The sequence below is a fragment of the Flavobacteriales bacterium genome, assembly GCA_021739695.1.
Taxonomy (GTDB): domain Bacteria; phylum Bacteroidota; class Bacteroidia; order UBA10329; family UBA10329; genus UBA10329.
On record JAIPBM010000028.1, the window covers coordinates 42952 to 62760 of the forward strand.

20 protein-coding genes are annotated in these 19809 nt (G+C 44.9%); 7 read left to right on the forward strand and 13 right to left on the reverse strand.

Going from position 1 to position 19809, the window contains the following annotated elements; translation table 11 throughout:
• Positions 1-45 precede the first annotated feature (45 nt).
• The 3 genes from K9J17_15125 to K9J17_15135 form a co-directional block, all read right to left on the reverse strand.
• Positions 46-408, reverse strand: a complete 363-nt coding sequence (locus K9J17_15125; GenBank protein ID MCF8278064.1) for a hypothetical protein — start codon at positions 406-408, stop codon at positions 46-48.
• Between the two features lie 130 nt (positions 409-538).
• Positions 539-916, reverse strand: coding sequence for a hypothetical protein (locus tag K9J17_15130; protein MCF8278065.1), 378 nt, complete (start codon positions 914-916; stop codon positions 539-541).
• The gene (locus K9J17_15135) at positions 906-1376 is read right to left on the reverse strand and encodes a hypothetical protein (protein ID MCF8278066.1); all 471 of its coding nucleotides are present in this window, start codon (positions 1374-1376) and stop codon (positions 906-908) included. The genes K9J17_15130 and K9J17_15135 overlap by 11 nt, the downstream gene beginning before the upstream one ends.
• A gap of 197 nt (positions 1377-1573) precedes the next feature.
• Here K9J17_15135 and K9J17_15140 point away from each other — a divergent pair, with 197 nt between their 5' ends.
• The 3 genes from K9J17_15140 to K9J17_15150 all read left to right on the forward strand — a co-directional run bounded on the left by K9J17_15140 (position 1574) and on the right by K9J17_15150 (position 4678).
• Positions 1574-1993, forward strand: coding sequence for a nucleoside-diphosphate kinase (locus tag K9J17_15140; GenBank protein MCF8278067.1), 420 nt, complete (start codon positions 1574-1576; stop codon positions 1991-1993).
• A 51-nt stretch (positions 1994-2044) separates the two neighbouring features.
• A complete protein-coding gene (locus K9J17_15145) occupies positions 2045-2233 on the forward strand; it encodes a hypothetical protein (GenBank protein MCF8278068.1) in 189 nt (62 codons plus the stop codon).
• 273 nt (positions 2234-2506) lie between these two features.
• Positions 2507-4678, forward strand: coding sequence for a T9SS type A sorting domain-containing protein (locus K9J17_15150; protein MCF8278069.1), 2172 nt, complete (start codon positions 2507-2509; stop codon positions 4676-4678).
• Between the two features lie 148 nt (positions 4679-4826).
• Here K9J17_15150 and K9J17_15155 read toward each other — a convergent pair whose 3' ends face one another.
• The 9 genes from K9J17_15155 to K9J17_15195 form a co-directional block, all read right to left on the reverse strand.
• Positions 4827-7664: a TonB-dependent receptor gene (locus K9J17_15155; protein MCF8278070.1), complete on the reverse strand. Its 2838-nt coding sequence runs from the start codon at positions 7662-7664 to the stop codon at positions 4827-4829.
• Between the two features lie 93 nt (positions 7665-7757).
• Entirely contained in the window at positions 7758-9104 is a 1347-nt protein-coding gene (locus K9J17_15160) for a hypothetical protein (GenBank protein MCF8278071.1), read from the reverse strand.
• 217 nt (positions 9105-9321) lie between these two features.
• Positions 9322-9618 (reverse strand): thioredoxin, encoded by a 297-nt coding sequence (gene trxA / locus K9J17_15165; GenBank protein MCF8278072.1) that lies wholly within the window; start codon positions 9616-9618, stop codon positions 9322-9324.
• A gap of 2 nt (positions 9619-9620) precedes the next feature.
• The gene (locus K9J17_15170; protein ID MCF8278073.1) at positions 9621-10232 is read right to left on the reverse strand and encodes a DUF3365 domain-containing protein; all 612 of its coding nucleotides are present in this window, start codon (positions 10230-10232) and stop codon (positions 9621-9623) included.
• Position 10233: 1 nt separating this feature from the next.
• A complete protein-coding gene (locus K9J17_15175) occupies positions 10234-10644 on the reverse strand; it encodes a rhodanese-like domain-containing protein (protein MCF8278074.1) in 411 nt (136 codons plus the stop codon).
• A gap of 39 nt (positions 10645-10683) precedes the next feature.
• Positions 10684-11475 carry a sulfite exporter TauE/SafE family protein gene (locus K9J17_15180; GenBank protein ID MCF8278075.1) on the reverse strand — a complete coding sequence of 264 codons (792 nt, stop codon included), beginning with the start codon at positions 11473-11475 and terminating at the stop codon, positions 10684-10686.
• A gap of 77 nt (positions 11476-11552) precedes the next feature.
• Positions 11553-12575, reverse strand: coding sequence for a c-type cytochrome (locus K9J17_15185; GenBank protein MCF8278076.1), 1023 nt, complete (start codon positions 12573-12575; stop codon positions 11553-11555).
• Between the two features lie 9 nt (positions 12576-12584).
• A complete protein-coding gene (locus tag K9J17_15190) occupies positions 12585-13385 on the reverse strand; it encodes a hypothetical protein (GenBank protein MCF8278077.1) in 801 nt (266 codons plus the stop codon).
• Positions 13386-13447: 62 nt separating this feature from the next.
• Positions 13448-14512, reverse strand: coding sequence for a cytochrome-c peroxidase (locus K9J17_15195; protein ID MCF8278078.1), 1065 nt, complete (start codon positions 14510-14512; stop codon positions 13448-13450).
• A 38-nt stretch (positions 14513-14550) separates the two neighbouring features.
• On the opposite strand from K9J17_15195, the gene K9J17_15200 reads away from it, so the two are divergent.
• Positions 14551-15747: a glycoside hydrolase gene (locus K9J17_15200; GenBank protein ID MCF8278079.1), complete on the forward strand. Its 1197-nt coding sequence runs from the start codon at positions 14551-14553 to the stop codon at positions 15745-15747.
• A 524-nt stretch (positions 15748-16271) separates the two neighbouring features.
• On the opposite strand, the gene K9J17_15205 is transcribed toward K9J17_15200, so the two are convergent.
• Entirely contained in the window at positions 16272-16958 is a 687-nt protein-coding gene (locus K9J17_15205) for a carboxypeptidase-like regulatory domain-containing protein (protein MCF8278080.1), read from the reverse strand.
• A gap of 229 nt (positions 16959-17187) precedes the next feature.
• Here K9J17_15205 and K9J17_15210 point away from each other — a divergent pair, with 229 nt between their 5' ends.
• From K9J17_15210 to K9J17_15220, 3 genes are all read left to right on the forward strand, one after another.
• Positions 17188-17646 carry a hypothetical protein gene (locus K9J17_15210; protein MCF8278081.1) on the forward strand — a complete coding sequence of 153 codons (459 nt, stop codon included), beginning with the start codon at positions 17188-17190 and terminating at the stop codon, positions 17644-17646.
• A 165-nt stretch (positions 17647-17811) separates the two neighbouring features.
• A complete protein-coding gene (locus tag K9J17_15215; protein MCF8278082.1) occupies positions 17812-18528 on the forward strand; it encodes a hypothetical protein in 717 nt (238 codons plus the stop codon).
• A gap of 168 nt (positions 18529-18696) precedes the next feature.
• A complete protein-coding gene (locus K9J17_15220; GenBank protein MCF8278083.1) occupies positions 18697-19674 on the forward strand; it encodes a T9SS type A sorting domain-containing protein in 978 nt (325 codons plus the stop codon).
• The last annotated feature ends 135 nt before the right edge of the window (positions 19675-19809 follow it).

Below are 19809 nucleotides of genomic sequence, written 5' to 3' on the forward strand. Positions count from 1 at the left end.
GAACCAAAAGGTGCGATGGGTTTCTCTAGTGAGATTGAGGAGAAACTACTTCACCTCGAAATCAGATTTGCTGGTATAAACACCGTTTTCACGAACGACTGCAACGTATGCGCCTTCTTCGAGCTCGCTTACATAAATCTTATTGAGGCCTAAACCTAGAACGCTTTCTAACACGATTTCGCCAACAGCGTTGAAAACAGATACAGTCACTTTTCCTCCAGCCAATTTATCGGCCACCTCAATGTTCAACTCGCTTGAAACAACAGTTGGGTAGATGTTGATACCTGTTTCTGATGTTGGATCATTTGCCCGTTTGTGCACATACGCCAACTCGCCAGAAAGAGTCGATTGCGCCTGAGCATTCAGGGTTACAGATAGAATCATCAAAAGAATAAAAATGCGTGTCATCAACAATGAGTTTTGTATTGGAATTTGGCGCGAAAGTAATTTCCGACTTCGAGGCTGAAAACACGCATGTTGCATGATTATTAACAAACGTGTGTTCATTGGTGAAATTGACCTATTGAAGCTACGTGTATCACGCAACATCTGCCAAAAAAGACGATTCGCACTCCAATTCTATCTCAATGGCGGTGGGCGGCAAATACTTTTCGCGAACTATATGCGAGATGGTCAAACGGTAGATTTTGCCCTCTGCTTCTAACTGTTGAACACGCTTGGCCAAGGAACTGCTCAGAATTCCCAGAAAGTAGGCGCCATAGTTTACACTGAACATGAGGTGACGCGCATCTGCCCCTGTGATGGTCTGCAACTGAAGAATGCATCCTTTGCGCAAGTGATGGTACACATAAGGAACTTCACCTTTGTCCATGGCGCCAAGCCAGGCGCGATGCTGATGCAAAAGGGAATTACGTTGCAGGTTTTCGGTATTCATTAAAGATCGATCATACAGCATAGCGGTATTTTTTAGAAGGGTTAGCAATCACTTTATCAACTTGAGTGGTGGGCTGCGCTAGTTTTCTCAACCATACACGAAGGCCTTCAGCTCTCTGATTGTTGGAAGAAAGCTGACGCGTGACCTCAGCCAACGATTGCTGCACCAAATCCTTGATATCGGCATGGATGAAAACCGGTTGCAGGTCTAACCATTCGTTTGCGGGCTGATGCCATACTGAACGGTTCAACACACCTTCGTTGGAAGTGTAAGCTGTAAGCGACCTCCAAAATGCCCGCTCGGTAAAGAACACGTTGAAATCGCCTGAGTCGGAAATGGGACGGGAAAAATCCTCTAGGTCGCTTTCTTCCAAAAACAGGGGACTTCCATCGCTGTTGTAGGTGCGATAGACCAACCTACGGAAGCCGTCTTTCACTACTTCCAGAACAAGTTCGTTGGTGTTGTTTGCATTGCTTTTCATGGTGTGATGTTTTAAGTACATCAGCAAAGCAACTGCCCCAGACCGTAAGCTATTTACGGAGTGAAACGAAGGATGAAAAAAGTTTTATGAAGTATTCCGGAAGGCGTGAAACAGAGCATGAAAGGATGGTCTGCTTTACGTTCGGTACGTGCTTGTTTTTTCTATTTTCGCGGCATAATTCAAACACACAAGATTTAATGGCAACTAACAGAACATTTACCATGGTTAAGCCTGATGCAGTTGAGAAAAACTACATCGGAGGAATCCTAGCTAAGATCAACGATGCCGGTTTCCGCATCGTTGCAATGAAATACACACGTCTTACTGCTGCACAGGCAGGAAAATTCTATGAGGTACACAGCGAGCGTCCTTTTTATGGCGAATTGGTGGAGTACATGAGCTCAGGACCTATTGTTGCTGCCATTTTGGAGAAAGAGAATGCGGTGGCCGATTTCAGAACACTTATTGGTGCTACTGACCCAGCTGAAGCTGCTGAAGGAACCATCCGTGCTGCATTTGCAGAAAGCAAAGCAAAGAATGCGGTTCATGGATCGGACAGCGATGAGAATGCGGAGATTGAAGGAAACTTTTTCTTCTCTCAGTTTGAGCGTCCATAGTATGTTGATGCGGTAAAACGCAAGACCTTGAATTGAAAAGGCCAGAAACGAATGTTCGTTTCTGGCCTTTTTGCATTAATGCGATTGAGCGGAAAAGGGAAATTGATGCTGGCGGTAAAGGAATTCCATCTTACAGTAAGGAAATTGAATCTTACATCGTGGAAATGGCATCTTACAGTAAGGAAATCGAATCTGGCAGGATGGAAATTCGGTTTTGGCGTGAAAGAAATTGAATCTTAGACAACGGAAACTCCATCTTACATGAACGAAATCGAATCTTACTGAGAAGAAATTCAATCTTACAGTTGGGAAATTGAAAGTGGAAATGGTACGAACCTCTCTTGATGGATGGAAATCGCACCTGGCAAGAAAGAAATTGAAGCTTACATCATGGAAATTGAAGCGTTGAGTCTGTTTTAGAATAAGCTATAGATCTGATTCATAGTTCGAAGAGGGTTTGTTGTTTTGTGAATCACAGACTATTACCGAAATTGACCGCATAAAATTTGCAATATGCCAAAGTTCAGACATTGTATTCTGCTGGTGGTTTTTATCGTTTCTATGTTAGGAAACGAAAGGGTAAAAGCCGCGCACATCATTGGAGGAGATATCTATTGGGAGTGTATCTCTGACGGACCGGATGCCGGGAAGACGGTATTTTACGTGTCGCTATACCGTGACTGTAGCGTGAACACATTCGTCACTTCTGAACAGGAAATACGGATCATCAACCATCCGAGCTTACTCATCTTGTCCATTCATCTAATAAGCCAAGAGGACGTAAGCAACTCGGCCTGTGGATATACTTGCGAAAGTGGGCAATTTGGCACCGTAGAAAAACTCACATACGCATCTGACCCGATTGCCATAACGGGAACACCACCTGCTGAAGGCTATCGAATTGAGTACGCCAAATGCTGCCGTGGGCAATCTGATAATATTACGAATGGCCCAAACGAAGAGGTCTATTTTTCTGCCACGATGTATCCATTTGAAGGCCGCGAAATGTATCCATGTTACGATTCGAGCCCTGCATTTGCAGAAAAACCAGCTTTTGCCGTATGTGCTAGAAGTCGATATCGATACTACTCCAATGCACTTGACCCAGATATGGATTCCTTAAGCTACGAACTTGTGCCTGCCATCAGGACCAACCAGATGCCACTGAATTATGAGTCTGGTTTTTCGGGCAGCTCTCCGCTGCCGGGAGCTGCTGTTAATCCATCGTATGCAGATGTTGTACTAAACCCATCAACAGGATTTTTAGCGTACGATTTCCCTATCGGTCTGCAAGGTAGATGGACAGTTGAAGTGGATGTGACTGCTTGGCGTTGCGGTCAGCGAATTGCCAGGGCATCAAGGGACATGATGATTACCGCTGGATTCTGTCAGGTATCGAACACCGCTCCGGTTATTTCTGAACCCAATTGGTTGCTACCGATGGGAAGTACTGGGTACCATGTGACGGTTGTGGCCGGTGACACGGTCAATTTTTCTGTAATGGCAGAAGACACCAACTATATTTCTGGCGTGTTTCAAGATATGGGTTTTAGAGCCGAGGGACTTCAATTTGGGACAGGGTTCACGGATGCTAACACTGGATGCCTGAATGCGCCATGTGCTACTCTTTCTGGAGCAGTGCCGCCTACAATTGCCAATGGTTCGGCACTTACGACCACATTCAATTGGGTTACTAGTTGCGATCATGTTGTTCAGCAGGGAGAGTGCGGAACCCCTTCGACCACGTACAATTTCTTGTTCAAATATGTGGACGACTTCTGTCCGTTCAGTGCTAGTGATGCGATGAATGTTTCGATAACCGTAGTGGCAGATTCGGTTTTAAACAGTCCACAGCCTCATTGCGTAAGTGTTCTTGAAAATGGAGATCTGAAATTGTGGTGGGAACCGGTGAGCGATCCTTTTTCTCCTTCCGTTTTTGATGCATACATTATTGAGCACGCTATAAATGCTGATGGTCCGTACCAAGAGGTTGGTAGTGTTGAGGATATCAATATCACGGAATTTGTACATGATGCTGCAAATCTGGTGTTGGCACCAAGTGCAATTGGACCGAATCATTATCGAATAAGAACTAGGTCTGGTTGTGACGGACGGGCAGTTTCGGCTGCTGTGCAAACAGTTTCGTACATTTTTCTTTCGGTGGCAAGCGTTGATACAATCGTTTCTCTATCGTGGACAACTTTGGCCGATCCACCTTTGGCTTCATCCAACGGGAATGGCCAAGTCCTGTATATGGTTTATCGCGAATATCCAGCCGGGAATTGGCAGATGATCGGAACTACTTTGGACACCCTCTTCTCTGATGTGCGAATAGATGGTCCGAGTGCGACCAATTATCGGATTGAGCTAAGCGATGCCCTTCCGTGTTCATCCATTTCCAATGTTGATGGATATGTTTTTGATGGTGTTTCGAGTGTTGAAAATCTGATCGGGTTGCATTTGCAGCCAAATCCTAATTCAGGCATGTTCTCCGTATCAACCAGCAGCACGGTGATACTTGGTTTCCGAATACTGGATGTTTCTGGAAGGGTGCTACGAGAAGAGCAGCTATCAAGAGCAACAGATAGGATGATGATTGAAAGTGACCTACCATCAGGAGCGTACATTCTTCATCTGAATACTGAAAGAGGTGTAGCGATGCAGAAGGTGACCATTATGAAGTGATCACTTCGGGCGATGTTTGTTTAAATGATTCCCTCGCCCTGATCCTTTCTGCTTGCAGGCGATCGAAGTGTGACGTCAGATGTGAGATACGAGACGTCAGGTATCAGACTTTGGGTGGGGAACGCTTCGGTTTGGTGGAGTGAAGTTTCTAGAACGTGTACTGATAGCCCAATCGGATGCTGACACCGGGTTTGAAGGATGTGAAGATCTGATCTTCTGCCTTGTAGGAGCGGTAAACGAGTGTTCTATCATCGTTCAACAGGTTCTGTACCCGAATAGAAATCTGTGACTTCCGTTTCTCTCCAAGATTGACATATGCATTGAAATTGAGGCTGTGAAAAGCCAGGGTATAAACGTCTGGCACACGGCCCGAACCGATGATACTCAACTGGTCGCCTTGTACGTTGTAGGCCAACGATACGGTTCCGCGATTTTCTCCGAACTCGTAGGAGATGCTTCCATTTACCGCGTAAGGCGATTGCCCCGACATGGTTCGGAAGCGGTTGATGGTCTCACCATCGCGTGCACTGCTCTGGCGAAGTTCCAATTCTGTTCCACCATCATTGTCGACCAATACACTGCTCATATCGACCATGGAATGTACAATGGAAGCATTTGCTGCAAAGAAGAAACCTTGCAAAAATTTGGATGAGGTGTGCTGGCGCAGTCCTTTTCTTATCTCAAACTCACCACCGAAAACCTGCGCAATTCCTGAGTTGCGCGGCTTGAGGTTATCTGGAGCTGTTTCGAAGGATACCAATTCAATATGACCATCAAAACGCTTGTAGAAACCGGAAACGGAGAGCATGTCTTTACCTCCAATGAAAAATTCGTAGCGCAGGTCGGCATTGTCGATGTTGGTGAGCTTAAGGTCGAGGTTACCGGAGAACGTACGCTTGGTGATGGGATCGTAGATCTCGGCCTCGGACTTTTCTTTGAAGGATGGTCGGGCAATTGTTCTGCTGTAACCTGCGCGGAGGTTCATCTTTGGTGTAACCTTGTAAACGATGTTCAGAGCAGGAAGAATGCTCAACGCGTTGAGGGTCTTCTCGTTGAGGTAACGAACCGTGTTGTTCTGGTTTACGCCATCGTAGAACATGAGGGTATGCTCCAATCGCACACCGTAGATCAGGTTCAGTTTCTTCTTTACCTGCTGCTCGGCCATTAAATAAGCTGCTGCAATGTTCTGAGTGGCCTCGTATTGGTTGGCCGGTTGAAAATTACCGATGGTGTATGTACCCTCTCTGTAATTTGTGCTTGATGGGTCTGAAGACCAGATATTGTCGTCTTGCAGGAACCAATCGGGATCTATGCTGATATCGCTCAGATTGGTAGGTCTATGTTTGTAGGAGTACACACTGAAGGTTCTGCTCTTATAGGTATCTGCCGCGCCAACTTTGACCGAAATGTTCTCGTGGAGCTTGATCTTGGCATCGAAACGGAAGGATTCGTTGAATTCGTTGAGATCTCTCCAAAAACGGTCAATTCCTGCACCATTTCCGGTTGAAAGGGCCGTATCTCCGTCTGTGATTGAAATTCTGGTCTCTCTGAAATCGGGGTCATAAACACGCGAAATGGAAAGTGAGTTGCCCCACTCCAATTCGGCTATTCCCACCCTGTGCGAACCTGTAAGCTGAAAATTGCCAAGGCTTCGCTGCGTATAGGTGAGAACGTCTTCGACCAGTGTGGACTGGTTCTGTTCAAAATCCTGATTGATTCGTTTTGCAGCTGTGGATTCGCTGCTCTGATTGTAAAGCAAGGTGGCGGTATAACTACTTTTCTTGCGTTTCATGCTTCCGGTGAGAAGTGCGTTCCACATGATGTTCTCCTTTCCAACATCGCCAACTCTAGTCCGTTGTCTGTCGAGTTCAATGCCGCTCAATTGTTGATCTTTGAGGTAATCGTTTGCTTGAAATCCTTCGTAGAAATTGCGTTCGTTTGAATATCGGAACACGAAATTGTACCCGAAGGTGGGGCCATCTTCCTTATTTATCTGATTGCCGTGATTTACAGTGAAGGAAGAATTCATGAAAGCGAACTGCCTTTTAGTGGCCAATTCTGAATTGAAGCTTCGGGTGATCCGTTCCAATTCTGGATTCACCAAAGATTCATTGGGAACATTTGCCTCTCCATTTATTGGGAGTTTTCGCAATCCATCATCAAAGCCCAGCCAATCGAGTTTTCCTTTGGTGTAAGAGATGTAATTGCTGTTGAAATGCTGTCCTGGAATGTAAGTGAAGTTGACACCGATCTGGGTAGTCTTCTCTTCTGGGAATTTCTTGGTGACCACATTCACCAATCCGCCCGTAAAATCTCCATCGAGGTCTGGTGAGAATGATTTTGAAACGGATACGTTCTCCAATACTGCCGTTGGAAAAATGTCGATCTGAACAGCGTTGACATCGGGATCCAATCCTGGCAAGGTCATTCCATTGAGAACAGATTTGGTGTATCTATCGCCCAAACCACGTACGTAAACGTATTTGCCATCCTGCACGGTAACACCTGTAACACGCCTGATGGCACCGGAAAGGTCTGAATCTCCCACCTTGCGGAACGATTGAGCAGAAAGACCATCTGTGACCACCGTGGCGTTCTTCATTTCCATGAGTACACCTGCTTCGGAATTCTTCCTAACGGTTGCCACCACTTCTACCATGGCCACTTGCTGTGTGGCCATTTCCAACACGGCATCGAGTTTGGTGACTTCGCCTTCTTTCACTTCTACATCCTTAAAGATCTGATCGGCAAAGGAGATGTATGAGACCTTTACCTCATATGTACCAGGTTCGATGGTAATGGAAAAATTACCGTCAAAATCGGTGGTGGCACCTACACCTGATAGTGCTGGAATGGTGACGTTGGCTCCGATAAGTGGCCCACCGAACTGTCCATCGCCAATATTTCCGCGGATAAAGCCTTTTTGCTGTCCGAAAGCGGCTAAACAAGCCACCGAAAAAAGCAAGGATAAGAACAGATTTTTCATTTTTCCCTAGGTTGAAAAGTTGCGCAAGAATAAAGCAAAGAAGCCCCGCAACTTTCGTTGCGAGGCATCCTTAACAATAACTTAAGCTAGGTATTAAAGCTCTCCTCTTGTACCTGCAGCTCCCCAAGAGAACTTGCTGGCGTAGTCGTAAGAAGCACCTGAACCTGAAGTAATGGCATCAGCAGCAGTTACCTGTGAAGCAGCCAATTCAGTTGGGCACAAAGATGGCACTGGTGGCGTAGCAGTAAGGTTTTCTAGCGCATCATACACCTTTACTCCGCTGAAGCTACAGTTTGTAAAAATCAAAGATTGAGCACCACTTGGGGCAGTAAGATACTTGTATGCATCGCTCTTGTGGCCACAAGAACCATCGAATCCAGTTCTGAACTTCACTGCTTTTCCGCCCAATGAAGAGTAATCGAATGTTACGTTGGTAACGTTTCCTTGAGCCTTTGATTTGAAATCTCCTGCAGAACCGTCTGAAGAGCCCATTGACTTGCAGATTCCGTTAGATACTGTAAACTGTCCGTTTACGTTGGTAGTTCCTTCTGGACCATCGATCTCAAGACCTTCATCCGTTCCGATTCCGTCTCCGTGAAGAACAGCGAATCCGTTGATCGTTCCTGAGTAGTTCATGTCAATATCAAGACCATCGTCTCCTTGGTAGAAAACAAGTGCATCGTCAATATCAACTGTTCCACCGAAACACTCGATACCGTCATCAAGCGTAGCGTAGATTTCGATATTGCTGATAGTTGTTCCTGTTCCAACACCGCCAAGTGTAAGACCGTTCAACTCGTTTCCTTCACCAATGGTGATTCCACCATGACGGATTGAAACGTAGTTCAAGATACCTGAGTCATCTCCGGCATTGCTTCCTCCGAAAAGACCGTAGCCTAAATTGGCAGGAATCCCTTCGATGTTTGCTTCCGTGTCACCATTCTCGGCAGAGATAGGCGCGCTTCCAAGAATGACAACTCCACCCCACTTTTCGTTATCTGTCTTAGTAAGGTTAGAACCTACTTTCTCTCCCAGTTGAATGTTATCCAACTCTGAAGTGAAAATGATTGGCGCAGCGGCAGTACCGTTAGCAATGATTCTTCCACCTCTTGCAACTACAAGTGCAGAAGCATTTGTTTCAATTCCTTCTTTCCCTTTGATGATGGCACCTGCTTCAATCGTAAGTGTTACACCACTTGGAACGACAACTCTACCTTGGAGGTAATAGATTCTGTTAGCATCCCAAGTTTCGTCTGCTGAAAGTTCACCGGATTTTACAGCATCGTCATAGGTACATGAGCCATCGCTCTTGTCAGCATCAGCATCATAGTTGCTGGCCGTTGGGTCAGTACATCCTTCCTTCTTTGTGCAAGAAGGCAAAAGCGCAATACTGGTAGCAAGACCAATTACTGCAACGAAATTCAGGTAACTTCTTTTCATTTTAAATGATTGTTTGGTTTTCGTTTTAAATCCGATGCAAATCAATCATTAGTATGTTACCACCACCCTTGTTGATCCTTACAATAGAATTATGGTTGTGTTACCTAAACATTAAGGGTTAGAAGAAGCACTTAACGATCATAGGACAATGGAAGAAAATGCCCAGTTTCAGGGCAAAAGAAATGGGATTTTTATTCCCAAAGAATGGGAAAACCGATCATGCGTTCTTTTCGAGCAGGCTGATGAGCTGCGGTGCAGCCACTACTCCACTTTGACGCCAAAGCATTTTACCTTTCTTGAATATCATCAAGGTCGGTACGCCTTGAATCTGATATTTGGCAGCCACTTTCGGGTTCTTATCCACATCCACTTTCAAGATGGTGGCTCTTCCACCGATTTTTTTGGAAACGTCTTGCAGGATAGGCCCCATCATTTTACATGGACCGCACCAGGTTGCATGAAAGTCGATAAGAACTGGCTTATCTGAATTGATGATCTCGTTGAAATTTGCCATCTCTAGCTGTTTTTGAATTTTATACTCCAAATGCCGCGGAGTTCGTCCACGGAATATCCTCTTGCCTTATCGTTCGGGTAAAGACTGTCTAACTCAGAAACAAGTTCTGGCTGCATGTTTTTGGGATTGCCGTGACAGGTAAGACACATTCCTCCCGTAAAAATGGGTGCGTAGAAGTTCTTGTGTCCTTCTGCATCTATGGCAACTTTGGGCAGCACCGGTTCTCCAGCTTCAAGCAAGCGTTTGAAATCTGCCAATACGTCCAACTCCTTTGCATTAGGCTCGTTTTTCGGATTTCGGTTCTTATCTGACACGCGTTTTACTTCCGTACTGTATTTGGTGGAATAGATATCGGTCAGTTCCATTGCCTGAGCGTTGCAGAATTTCACGGCATTCACAGGCCCACCTTCCTGCATCGCTTTCATCAGGTTTGCCTTCAGTGTTGATTGCACCGTATCCGAAATCTCCTTTCCCAATTTGAGGTAGGTGATCTCATCAGGTCCAGTTACGTACTGTACGTTTTTCACCACCTTTTCAGGTTGCTTTTCGGCACAGCTCTGCATCATTGCAGTAGCTATGCCCAGAACAAAAACTATCAGCCAAATACTTCTCATACTATGGTTTTACGGTTGGTTTCTTCGCACTTTTCCATGCGTCCATTCCTCCCTTCAGATTATATACTTCTTTAAAGCCCAATTCTTTCATTTTGGCCATGGCCTGTCCGCTTCTTCCGCCCACTTTGCAATAAACAGCCACTGGTTTTTCCTTATCCAATTTGGCAAGGTTTGTTTCAAATGAAGGTTCGTAAATATTGAACATGTTCGCTCCTTCCATGATGCCTTCGTTCCATTCTGCTGGAGTTCTCACATCTACTACTTGAGCGCCATCCAAATGTTTCGCAAATTCTTCTACGTTGACGTTTTCTGCAATCGAACCATCTGCCGATGCTTTATTCTGTCCGTTTGAACAAGAAACCATGACCAACGCCATGAAAAAAACTGTACTGATCTGTGCTATGTATTTCATTTTTCTATTGTTTGATGATTTTGTGAATTTCTGTTTGAATTAAAATAAAAGTTCTTTTCCGAGGATGTAAATGCCCATGATGAGTACGAACCAACCAAATGCAGGTTTTAGTTTATCTCCAGGCACGAAGCTGGAAAGTTTTGTTCCGATGAAAATACCTACAACCGACAGACCAGAGAAAATAAGTAAGAATTTCCAGTCGATGGCCTGATTCTGCACATCACCCAAAAATCCGATGAGTGAATTGACAGCAATGATGGTAAGAGAGGTCCCGATGGCGCTTTTCATTGGCAGATTGGACAGAATGACCAATGCCGGAATGATCAAAAAACCTCCACCAGCGCCAACCATTCCTACCAATACACCGATGATCAGACCTTCAATTAACAGTAACGGGTAGTTGTATTTGATACCGACAACCGCTTTGCTGGATTCGCTTCTTCCGCGAATCATGGAATACGATGCAGCCACCATCATAACGGCAAACAAGGCCATGATTCCCATGTTGCGCGTGAGAATAAAATCTCCGATCTGGAAAATCTCTTCTGGGATGGCAGGGACCAACACCTTTCGCGCGAAATAAACTGCCACAATGGATGAGGCCCCGAACACAAGTGCGGTTTTGAGATCGACAAATCCCTGTTTGAAATAGCCTCCGGCCCCAACTAGTGCCGTAAGTCCCACAATGAATAATGAATAACCGGTGGCAGCGACCGGATCGATGTCCAATAGGTAAACCAGTACAGGCACAGTAAGAATAGAACCACCTCCGCCCAACAAACCGAGAGTCATCCCAATTACCACTGCCATTATCCAACCTACTATTGTCATTATCGTCTACGTGTCAACGAAGGTAGCTTGGCTTGGTTCGGTTGGTTGTGACGGTTGTCACAAAATAGCATGTGACCTCAATTTGGATCACCGAACTGAGGATCAGATACGAATGACTGATCCGTGAGCGATCTGAGAAAAGCCACAAGATCGATCTTCTGTTGCTCGGTAAGATTCAATGGTTTGACATCAGGACTTTGATTCGGATGCCCCGCTCCACCCGAATTGAAATGGTGGACAACCTCCTCCAACGATTGCAAACTACCATCGTGCATGTATGGAGCCGTGAGTTCTACATTCCGCAAGCTCGGAACCTTGAACTTGCCTTTATCCTCTTCTAAATGAGATATGCGCGCTCGGCCAGAATCGGCATAATTCAAATAAAGGCCAATGTTCTCGTAAGCGTAATTCGTGAAAAGTGGCGGTTCATGGCAGCTCGTACAACTGGCCTCGTTGGAGAAAAAGATGTTCTTGCCTCTGATCTCTGATGCAGAAAGGGAATTGGCAATTCCTTGATATTCGTATTGGTCGAACCTAGAATTTCCGCTAAGCAAAGTCCGTTCAAAACTGGCAATTGCGCGTGAAATGCCAAAAGCATCTGGTTCTCGACCGTATGCTTCTGCAAACATGCGTTTGTATTCGTCATCATCCGCAATCCTTTCCAAAAAACCTGCAATGGTGAAGTTCATTTCGGTTGGAGAAAAAATGGGAGCTTGAGATTGCAATTCCAAGGTTGCCACTCCCCCATCGAAAAACAAATGCGGAGCATAACCTATGTTGGCAAGCGTTGGTGCATTGCGCATTCCAAGAGCGTCATTCACCCCTAAACTTATCGGGAATCCATCTGTAAATGCCTTTCCGATCTGATGACAGGAACTACAGGAAACCGAAGAATCGGACGATAGTAATGGTTCGTAAAAGAGTTTCCTCCCTAGATCGATTCTCGCCTGTGTGAGTTGGTTTTCGGCAGGAATTCCCAACTCTGGAAACCAATTTGGAATAGCTAGTTGGTACGGGACAGGCTCGTCTGTTTGGCACGATGCGACCAACAGAAAAAACACACCCCAAAGCCATTTCGGAATGCGCTTTCTGTAGTTCATCGCAAACTATTACTGTATGCTGAATGCCGCGTCAACATTGGAAACCATCAGCGTTGCCAAAGCCGGATTATTGGTTGTATGGGTAGAACGGGTGGCAATTTCACCCGTCATATTGGTGCCATCAAGTAGTTTCAACCAATCTACATTAATGTCTATGGTAACGCCCGAAGCAACCGAGTTGACCTCGGTTACAAAGTCCATATCCACCCGATGCATGTCTGTACCAACATGGAAAATGAACGGAGCATTTGCTGTACCGTCCATTGCAGCAGATGTATCTACTTGCCCTTCGAGCACGAAGAAGATATAGCCTGGATCCCAACCCCAATGCATGTGATCGGGATTATTGGATGAAAGTGCGCTAGTTCCAGCAAATGTTGCCGGATCGAGGTGATTCGAGACGCTATCAACCCCAGCACTGAAACTAATGGACGTGTAGGTGTCAATCGGTAGATATCCAAGATTGTAGTCCTGTACATCAGCTTTAAGCAAAATGTGAGCATCCAATGGTTTGTAGACGTTTCCCGTACCATTGAATGAAAAATTACTCATGTACATCTGCGCACGTGTGTATTTTATCTTTCGACCGCTGCTTGTGATAGCGACCAACCCAAACTCAAAATCTCTGTTCCCGAGTTTAGAATGAAATGCCAAATTCAGGTTGTCTGCCAGATAGACGCAACTTCCATCATCACTCTTGGCGTCCGGGTCGTAATTAATAGCAGTTGGATCAACACATCCATCCGAATTACAGGAGGAAAAACCCGCAGCAACAACACCAACTAACAGTAATAGAATCAGCTTTTTCATTTTCGTTTAGTTCTTATTCAAAGTTCATCAATTGGTGGCGAATAGACGTGCCTTTCATCACACTAAGGATTGGAGTCGCTGAAATCAGGATTCTGTATAAATCCTTGATCCGTAAACGTTTTCAAGAATGCGATCAAGTCCTGTTTATCCTGTACGGTTAGTTGAGCCCCACCATTTGCCACCAATTCCATTAAGGGGTCAATTGTTGCCGATTGCAGAATGTGTTCGCTGTAGTGATCCACCACTTGTTCCAAGGTAAAGAAACGACCATCGTGCATGTAAGGTGCGGTCATCTCAATATTCCGAAGCGTTGGCGTTCTGAAGTGACCTTTATCCGAATCATCTCCGGTTACCAGATAACGGCCTTCATCAGCGCTGAAATCAACGTCCATACCATTGTTGTGGAACTTATTATCCGTGATAAAGCCTCCCAAACCGTGACAATGGAAACAATCGGCTCCTTCACCATTATACAGCACAAAGCCATGTAGTTCCTGCTCTGTGAGCTGGATAGCCTGCTGATTATACCACTGATCGAATCTAGACCCGCCAGATATCAGCGTACGTTCGAACTGAGCAATTGCCTTTGCCACAGAGAGCGAATCGATGTTATCAATGTCATACGCCTGCTTGAATAGAAGTTTGTATTCCTCATTAGCATTCAATTTGGCCTCCACTTCAGGCCAAGTTGTATTCATTTCAATGGGGTTGGTAACGGGCTTCAAAGCCTGATCTTCCAGTGTTGCTTCCCTTCCGTCCCAAAAGAAACCAAACTGATTCCATCCCAGATTGATGATCGCCATTGCATTTCTGTTGCCTACACTGCCATCGATTCCAACGCTGAACTGTCGTGGGTCTGAAAATCCATGTTCCTGAGGATGACACGTGGCACAGGCCATGGTATTATCTCCTGAAAGCAGCGGATCATAGAACAACTTTCTGCCAAGCGCCACACCTTCTACTGTCATGGCATTATCAGCCGGAATGAATTGAGCCATGGGAGGAAGTCCCTGAGGGATCACTAATTCGTAGGGAGTGGTTACGTAAGGCTCATTCGGGTCGTCCTGATTACAGGCGCTGAGCACTAAGACAACAACACAAAAGAAGAGTATCTTCAACTTGAACATCAATTCGTAAACATGAATCAGGGCTGAATGGTTCTCAAATGTACTGTTCTGATCATATTAATAATGTAGAACAGTTATCAAAAACGGCCAATGGTCTTGATTATTCTTTCTCTCCGGAAAACTACTTTCACGCCATGCGAAATGTTCTGATCATTCTTTTGACCGTATCTTACTTTTCTGCAAGCGCCCAAACAGTTGTTGGCGTGTTTCAAAGAAAGCAGGATGGCTACAAGAACTACCGCATTCCATCGCTGGTCTGCACCAATTCGGGCTCGCTGCTGGCTTTTGCCGAAGGGCGCGCCAATCTACTCGACCATTCTGAGAACGACATTGTACTGAAGCGAAGCACAGATAACGGCCAAACTTGGAGCCAACTAAGCGTTGTGGCGGAAGATGGAAAAAACGCACTGAACAATCCTCAGGCACTTGTTAGAAAAGACGGTCGGATTTTACTCATGTACCAACGTTATGCAGAAGGGTATGGCGAAAAACAGGCGATGCCGGGTTTGGATGGCGAGCGAATTTGCAGAACGTTTATCACCTATTCGGATGATGAAGGAACAACTTGGGTAGAAGCAAAAGACATTACAACGGAAGTCAAAAGACCCGAAGCTACGTCCCTTGCATCTGGTCCAGGCATCGGTATAGAATTGAAAAATGAAAAACACGCTGGGCGTTTGGTGATGCCCCTCAACCAAGGTCCGTGGGGAAACTGGTTTGTGTATGCGGTTTATTCTGATGATGGCGGAGCAACCTGGACGAAAGGTGAACTCGCCCCTTACAAAAAGAAGGTACGCGGTTGGGCCAATGAGGTGCAAATGGTAGAACTGAGTGATGGCCGTTTACTATTAAATGCCCGCAGCGAACAAGGAAATCACAAACGCAAGATTGCTTTCAGCGAAGATGGTGGGCAGACCTGGGGCGAAGTATCAGACGAAAAAGCATTGCTCGAACCCGAATGTCAAGGAAGTTTGATCGCATACAACGACTCTACGATCCTGTTCTGTAATCCAAGACACCGAAGTAGACGGCTAAGAGGAACCGTGTATGCGAGCACAGATAATGGCGCCACTTGGCCTCATCGAAAGACCATTTATAAAGAAGGTTTCGCCTATTCGTGTATGGCGGTGCTGCCAAATGGCGAAATAGGAGTTCTATTTGAAAAGGATGGATACGAAAGCATCAGTTTCATGAAGCTTCGTTTGGAGGAGATTCTTGACCCGAAGATGAAATAAGGAATCTCAAGGTAGCTATCACCTTGTATGGCGCGTTGGAATATCGAATCGCAGTTCGTCAATCGTTTTTCGCTGATCAAATTTGTTTGGGATGGTACGACAACGGTTTTGTCACCCTAACGAAGAGCCTGTGCTGAGCTTGTCGAAGTAAAGGGTCTCCTTGCTAGCTGTGCTGGACACGATGACAAAGAGATGCTTCTTCTAAAAACGCATTGAATTATTTGCGAACAACGATTATCGATCAACGAACTGCGATTGTGGCTACCCTTAGGCCTTTCGACTTATTCCTTGCTCCTTTTTCTTTTTGATTGGCGAAGAACGAATAACGATTATCGAATAACGATTAACGAATAACGATTTGCGATTACCCTACAGGTGCTTAAGTGCTTGGCACAGCGTGCGCATAGGAAATAGTGATCACCTTAAAGGCTTTCAAAAGCTCGGAGGTCTTTGTAGAACAGAAAAAGAAAGCCCCGCTCTGGTTTCAGAACGGGGCTTTCATCTATTCGATTTTATCCTCTTCCTTAAGGCATCGGAGTAAGCTGCACATTCACGGTAATCACACCATTATTTGTCACCACCACCGGAACATCTGTTTGCAGGTAACCAGCGGCAGATACCCGCAAGGTCTGAGGGCCTGCTGGCACCTTGGTCAAGCTGAAAGTACCCCCGGCACTGGTCATTACGCTTCCGCTCGTACCCAGTACTTGCACACTTGCTTTGATGATAGGCATAGAGCCGTTCATACTGCTTACCATACCATTTACGGTTCCACCAGATGTTTGATTGCCGCCACTGCCCGTGTCGCCACTGCCCGTGTTAGAGCCACCATTGCTTTTAGAACTCTGATTGACCTGATACCCCCATTGGCCCAACTGCTGTTCGTTGCCCTTCAGGGTTCCTAATAATATATCGCGCACCCGAGCTGATACGTTCACTACCGTGCCATCCGTATTCACATTCTGATCTTTCCGCTTACCCAGTAGTCCATCACGGTCTTCCGTGGCCATTTCGGCATCTCTACGCAGTTGTTTCTGCAAGGCATTCTTAGCAGCGGCATTCGACACGCGCGTCTCAAACGCGGTCATGTCCAAGCCGTTAAGCGGACTTGCCGCCCCATCAGCCGTGTGCTTTGCAATGATGTCCTGAGCCAATTGAATCAGGTCGTCAGCGTTGGTGGGTATAACCACCTTTACATTTTTTCGTGCCATTTTCTTTTCTTTTAGTTAGTGGCATATCCGAGTTGTATACTCGGGCAAGGATTTTCCTTGCAGAGCTAATTTCGGCACGATGTGATTAAAATTGTCGTCTGACGACAATTTTTTTTCATTACCAACGAAATTCAGATGTATCTGGCTGTTTTTCAGTCATTTAAAATTCCTTATTCATGCTCCAATAATGACAATTGGTATTCATATAATCATTATTGGTTTTCAAATAATGACAATTGGTATTCAAATAATCATTATCGGTATTCAAATAATGACAATTGGTTATTCAATGATGAACATTGGTTATCATATTATCATCCTACGACATTCCACTAAGGCTCTGGCTTATTCAATAACCATTCTTGGTATTTCTAGAACCACCCTTGGTATTTCCAGAACCACCCTTGGTATTTCCAGAACCATTCTTGGTATTTCTAGAACCACCCTTGGTATTTCTAGAACCATTGTTGGTATTTCCAGAACCATTCTTGGTATTTCTAGAACCACCCTTGGTATTTCTAGAACCATTCTTGGTATTTCTAGAACCACCATCAGATTACCAACAGACGGCCTAGCATTACCGATTATGATAATTGAAGGTGGGAAAAGGGCTTGGCGATGCCCCCTTTTCAGTCATGCTACAGCGAGCAGCGATGAGGGTGTTGGATATGTTCAGAGGAATGGGTAGTATTGATGGATATAAAAACAACGGAGCCTACAGAAAGAATTACCTATAGCACCCCTAATTGGAGGGCTATAAAAAGAAATCGTGCTTGGGCAAAGGCGGATATGATAAATTGCAGTAGTGGAATTTATCATAGCCCCTAGTTGTAGCACATTTTGAAATCGCCCTATGTTATTGACACTTTCTAAGCGCCAGGATACAAATTCGAATACCGTATCGGCTAAAGAGTTCTTGGAATGGGCGAAAAAAGACCTTGAGAACAGTGACAAGCATTCAATCGGTAATGGAATTGGTAATATTAAGAAGGCCATTCACTGCCGAATAGACGAGATAATTGACGACACTCATATAAGGCACTGTGAAGGATGGAATAAGTTTGCCTCTACCGACACGAAACTTGAAGCTTTACGTCTGTTGAATTTTAAATTTACTGCGGTTGTTAGTCTGCTTACTGACATCAGGAATAAATACGAACATCAGTACAAACTCCCCGAATATCGGGAAGCACAAGGCTTCTTGGACACAGCTGAAATGTGGCTTGAAATGTCCTATGATAAATACTCTTTCAATAAGCTGGCGATTGTTGGTCTAAAAACAACTGATTTTGGCGTTTCGTACAGTAATAATGGCACAAAACTCACAAGTTGTAAAATCGTCAAGTCTTCATCTTTAGACTACATATGGGACAGTAAAAAAGAAATTCACGAAATCAAGAAAGGGGTACGAAAAATTGTTCATATGAACACCATACCATGGAGGACAATGGCACAATATGAAGCAAAACATTTGGTCTTTACGGGGACACCAAATAAGACCGTCCATGTTCTGCCTGCGTCAATATTGACGAGTATATTTCGAAAAGCCTTAAAGGAACTTGTGGTATGAAAAAACGTGCTACAACACCATCTATGCAAAATAGGGACTCATCAGTTACGCAGGGTTCGGGTTTATCTGTCCGCTCCTGTCCTGTGGGACAGGGCGAAGCAGTTAAAACCCTATTTTTCATAGCTGAGAACCGTTGGCAAACATTTTGGCGCATCTAGAAAACATCAGATGAAAACTGCGCATTTCTTAGTTCTATTTTCCATAACGATGCTGTTTGGTTTCGCTCAGACCGTGGTTGCACAAAATGAATGGCCTAGTTCGAACTCAGAATGGAATTTTGCTTTTGGCGGACCACCGTATTACGGCTACGCTCGGTACTATGTAAATGGTATTGAGACAGTTCAAGGAAAGACCTGTACCCGTTTGTTCGGTGACAGTTACTTCTTGTCCAATTATACGCAAGGTACAGAACCAAGCTATCTATGGTATTTTGACGGAGACACACTATGGCATTACGTTGAAAGTGAATCTGTTTTTCATCCTTTGGTTTGCTTCAACGCAGTTCCAGGTGACACTTGGTTTCCGCTCGACACAGCGATTGGAGATGCTACCTGTTCTAACAGCCCGATGGAAGTGACCGATACGTTTTCAGTTTATCACAACGGACAAGCATTCCGTGGAGTGACTGTACATACCGAAGTTGACGGATACATATGGTGGGGAGGTTCTTTTAACGAACGAACATTTATGGATACTGCAACCTATTCAAATGGTAATCCTTATTTCGGATACAATCCGTTTCCGCAATACAACGGATGCAGCGGTGTAGTTGATTGGTACTTCTATTCTTTGCTGTGCTACTCAGATACAGAACTTGATATTGTCGTTAACAACATCAGTTCGATAGAAGGACATCAGAATTGCGACTATCCTTGGAACGAAGTATCGGTTCACGGGCTTGACCCCTTAGAAAACGTGCTTTTTTATCCCAATCCGACAAGTAACCGAATTCAAATAGACCTTGGTTCTACAATCGGAACAATCACAATAAACGCATACAACGCTTTGGGAGAATTGGTTAGCACAGAAACGCGGAATTCACAGGTACGTATCGACTACATTTTACCAGACCCAATAGGCATTTATCTACTTCAATTGGTTCAGACGGACGGAAATGTCACTAACCTGAAAGTGGTGAAAGAATAAAAAACGTTTGCCAACATCAACTATAAAAATAGGGCGTGAAGTGGTTGCCGCTAGTTCATCATGGTTTGCAGTTTTCGGTTTCGGGCGAAAGGACGAAGGTGTTAAAACCCTATTTTCATAGTTGTAAAACGTTGG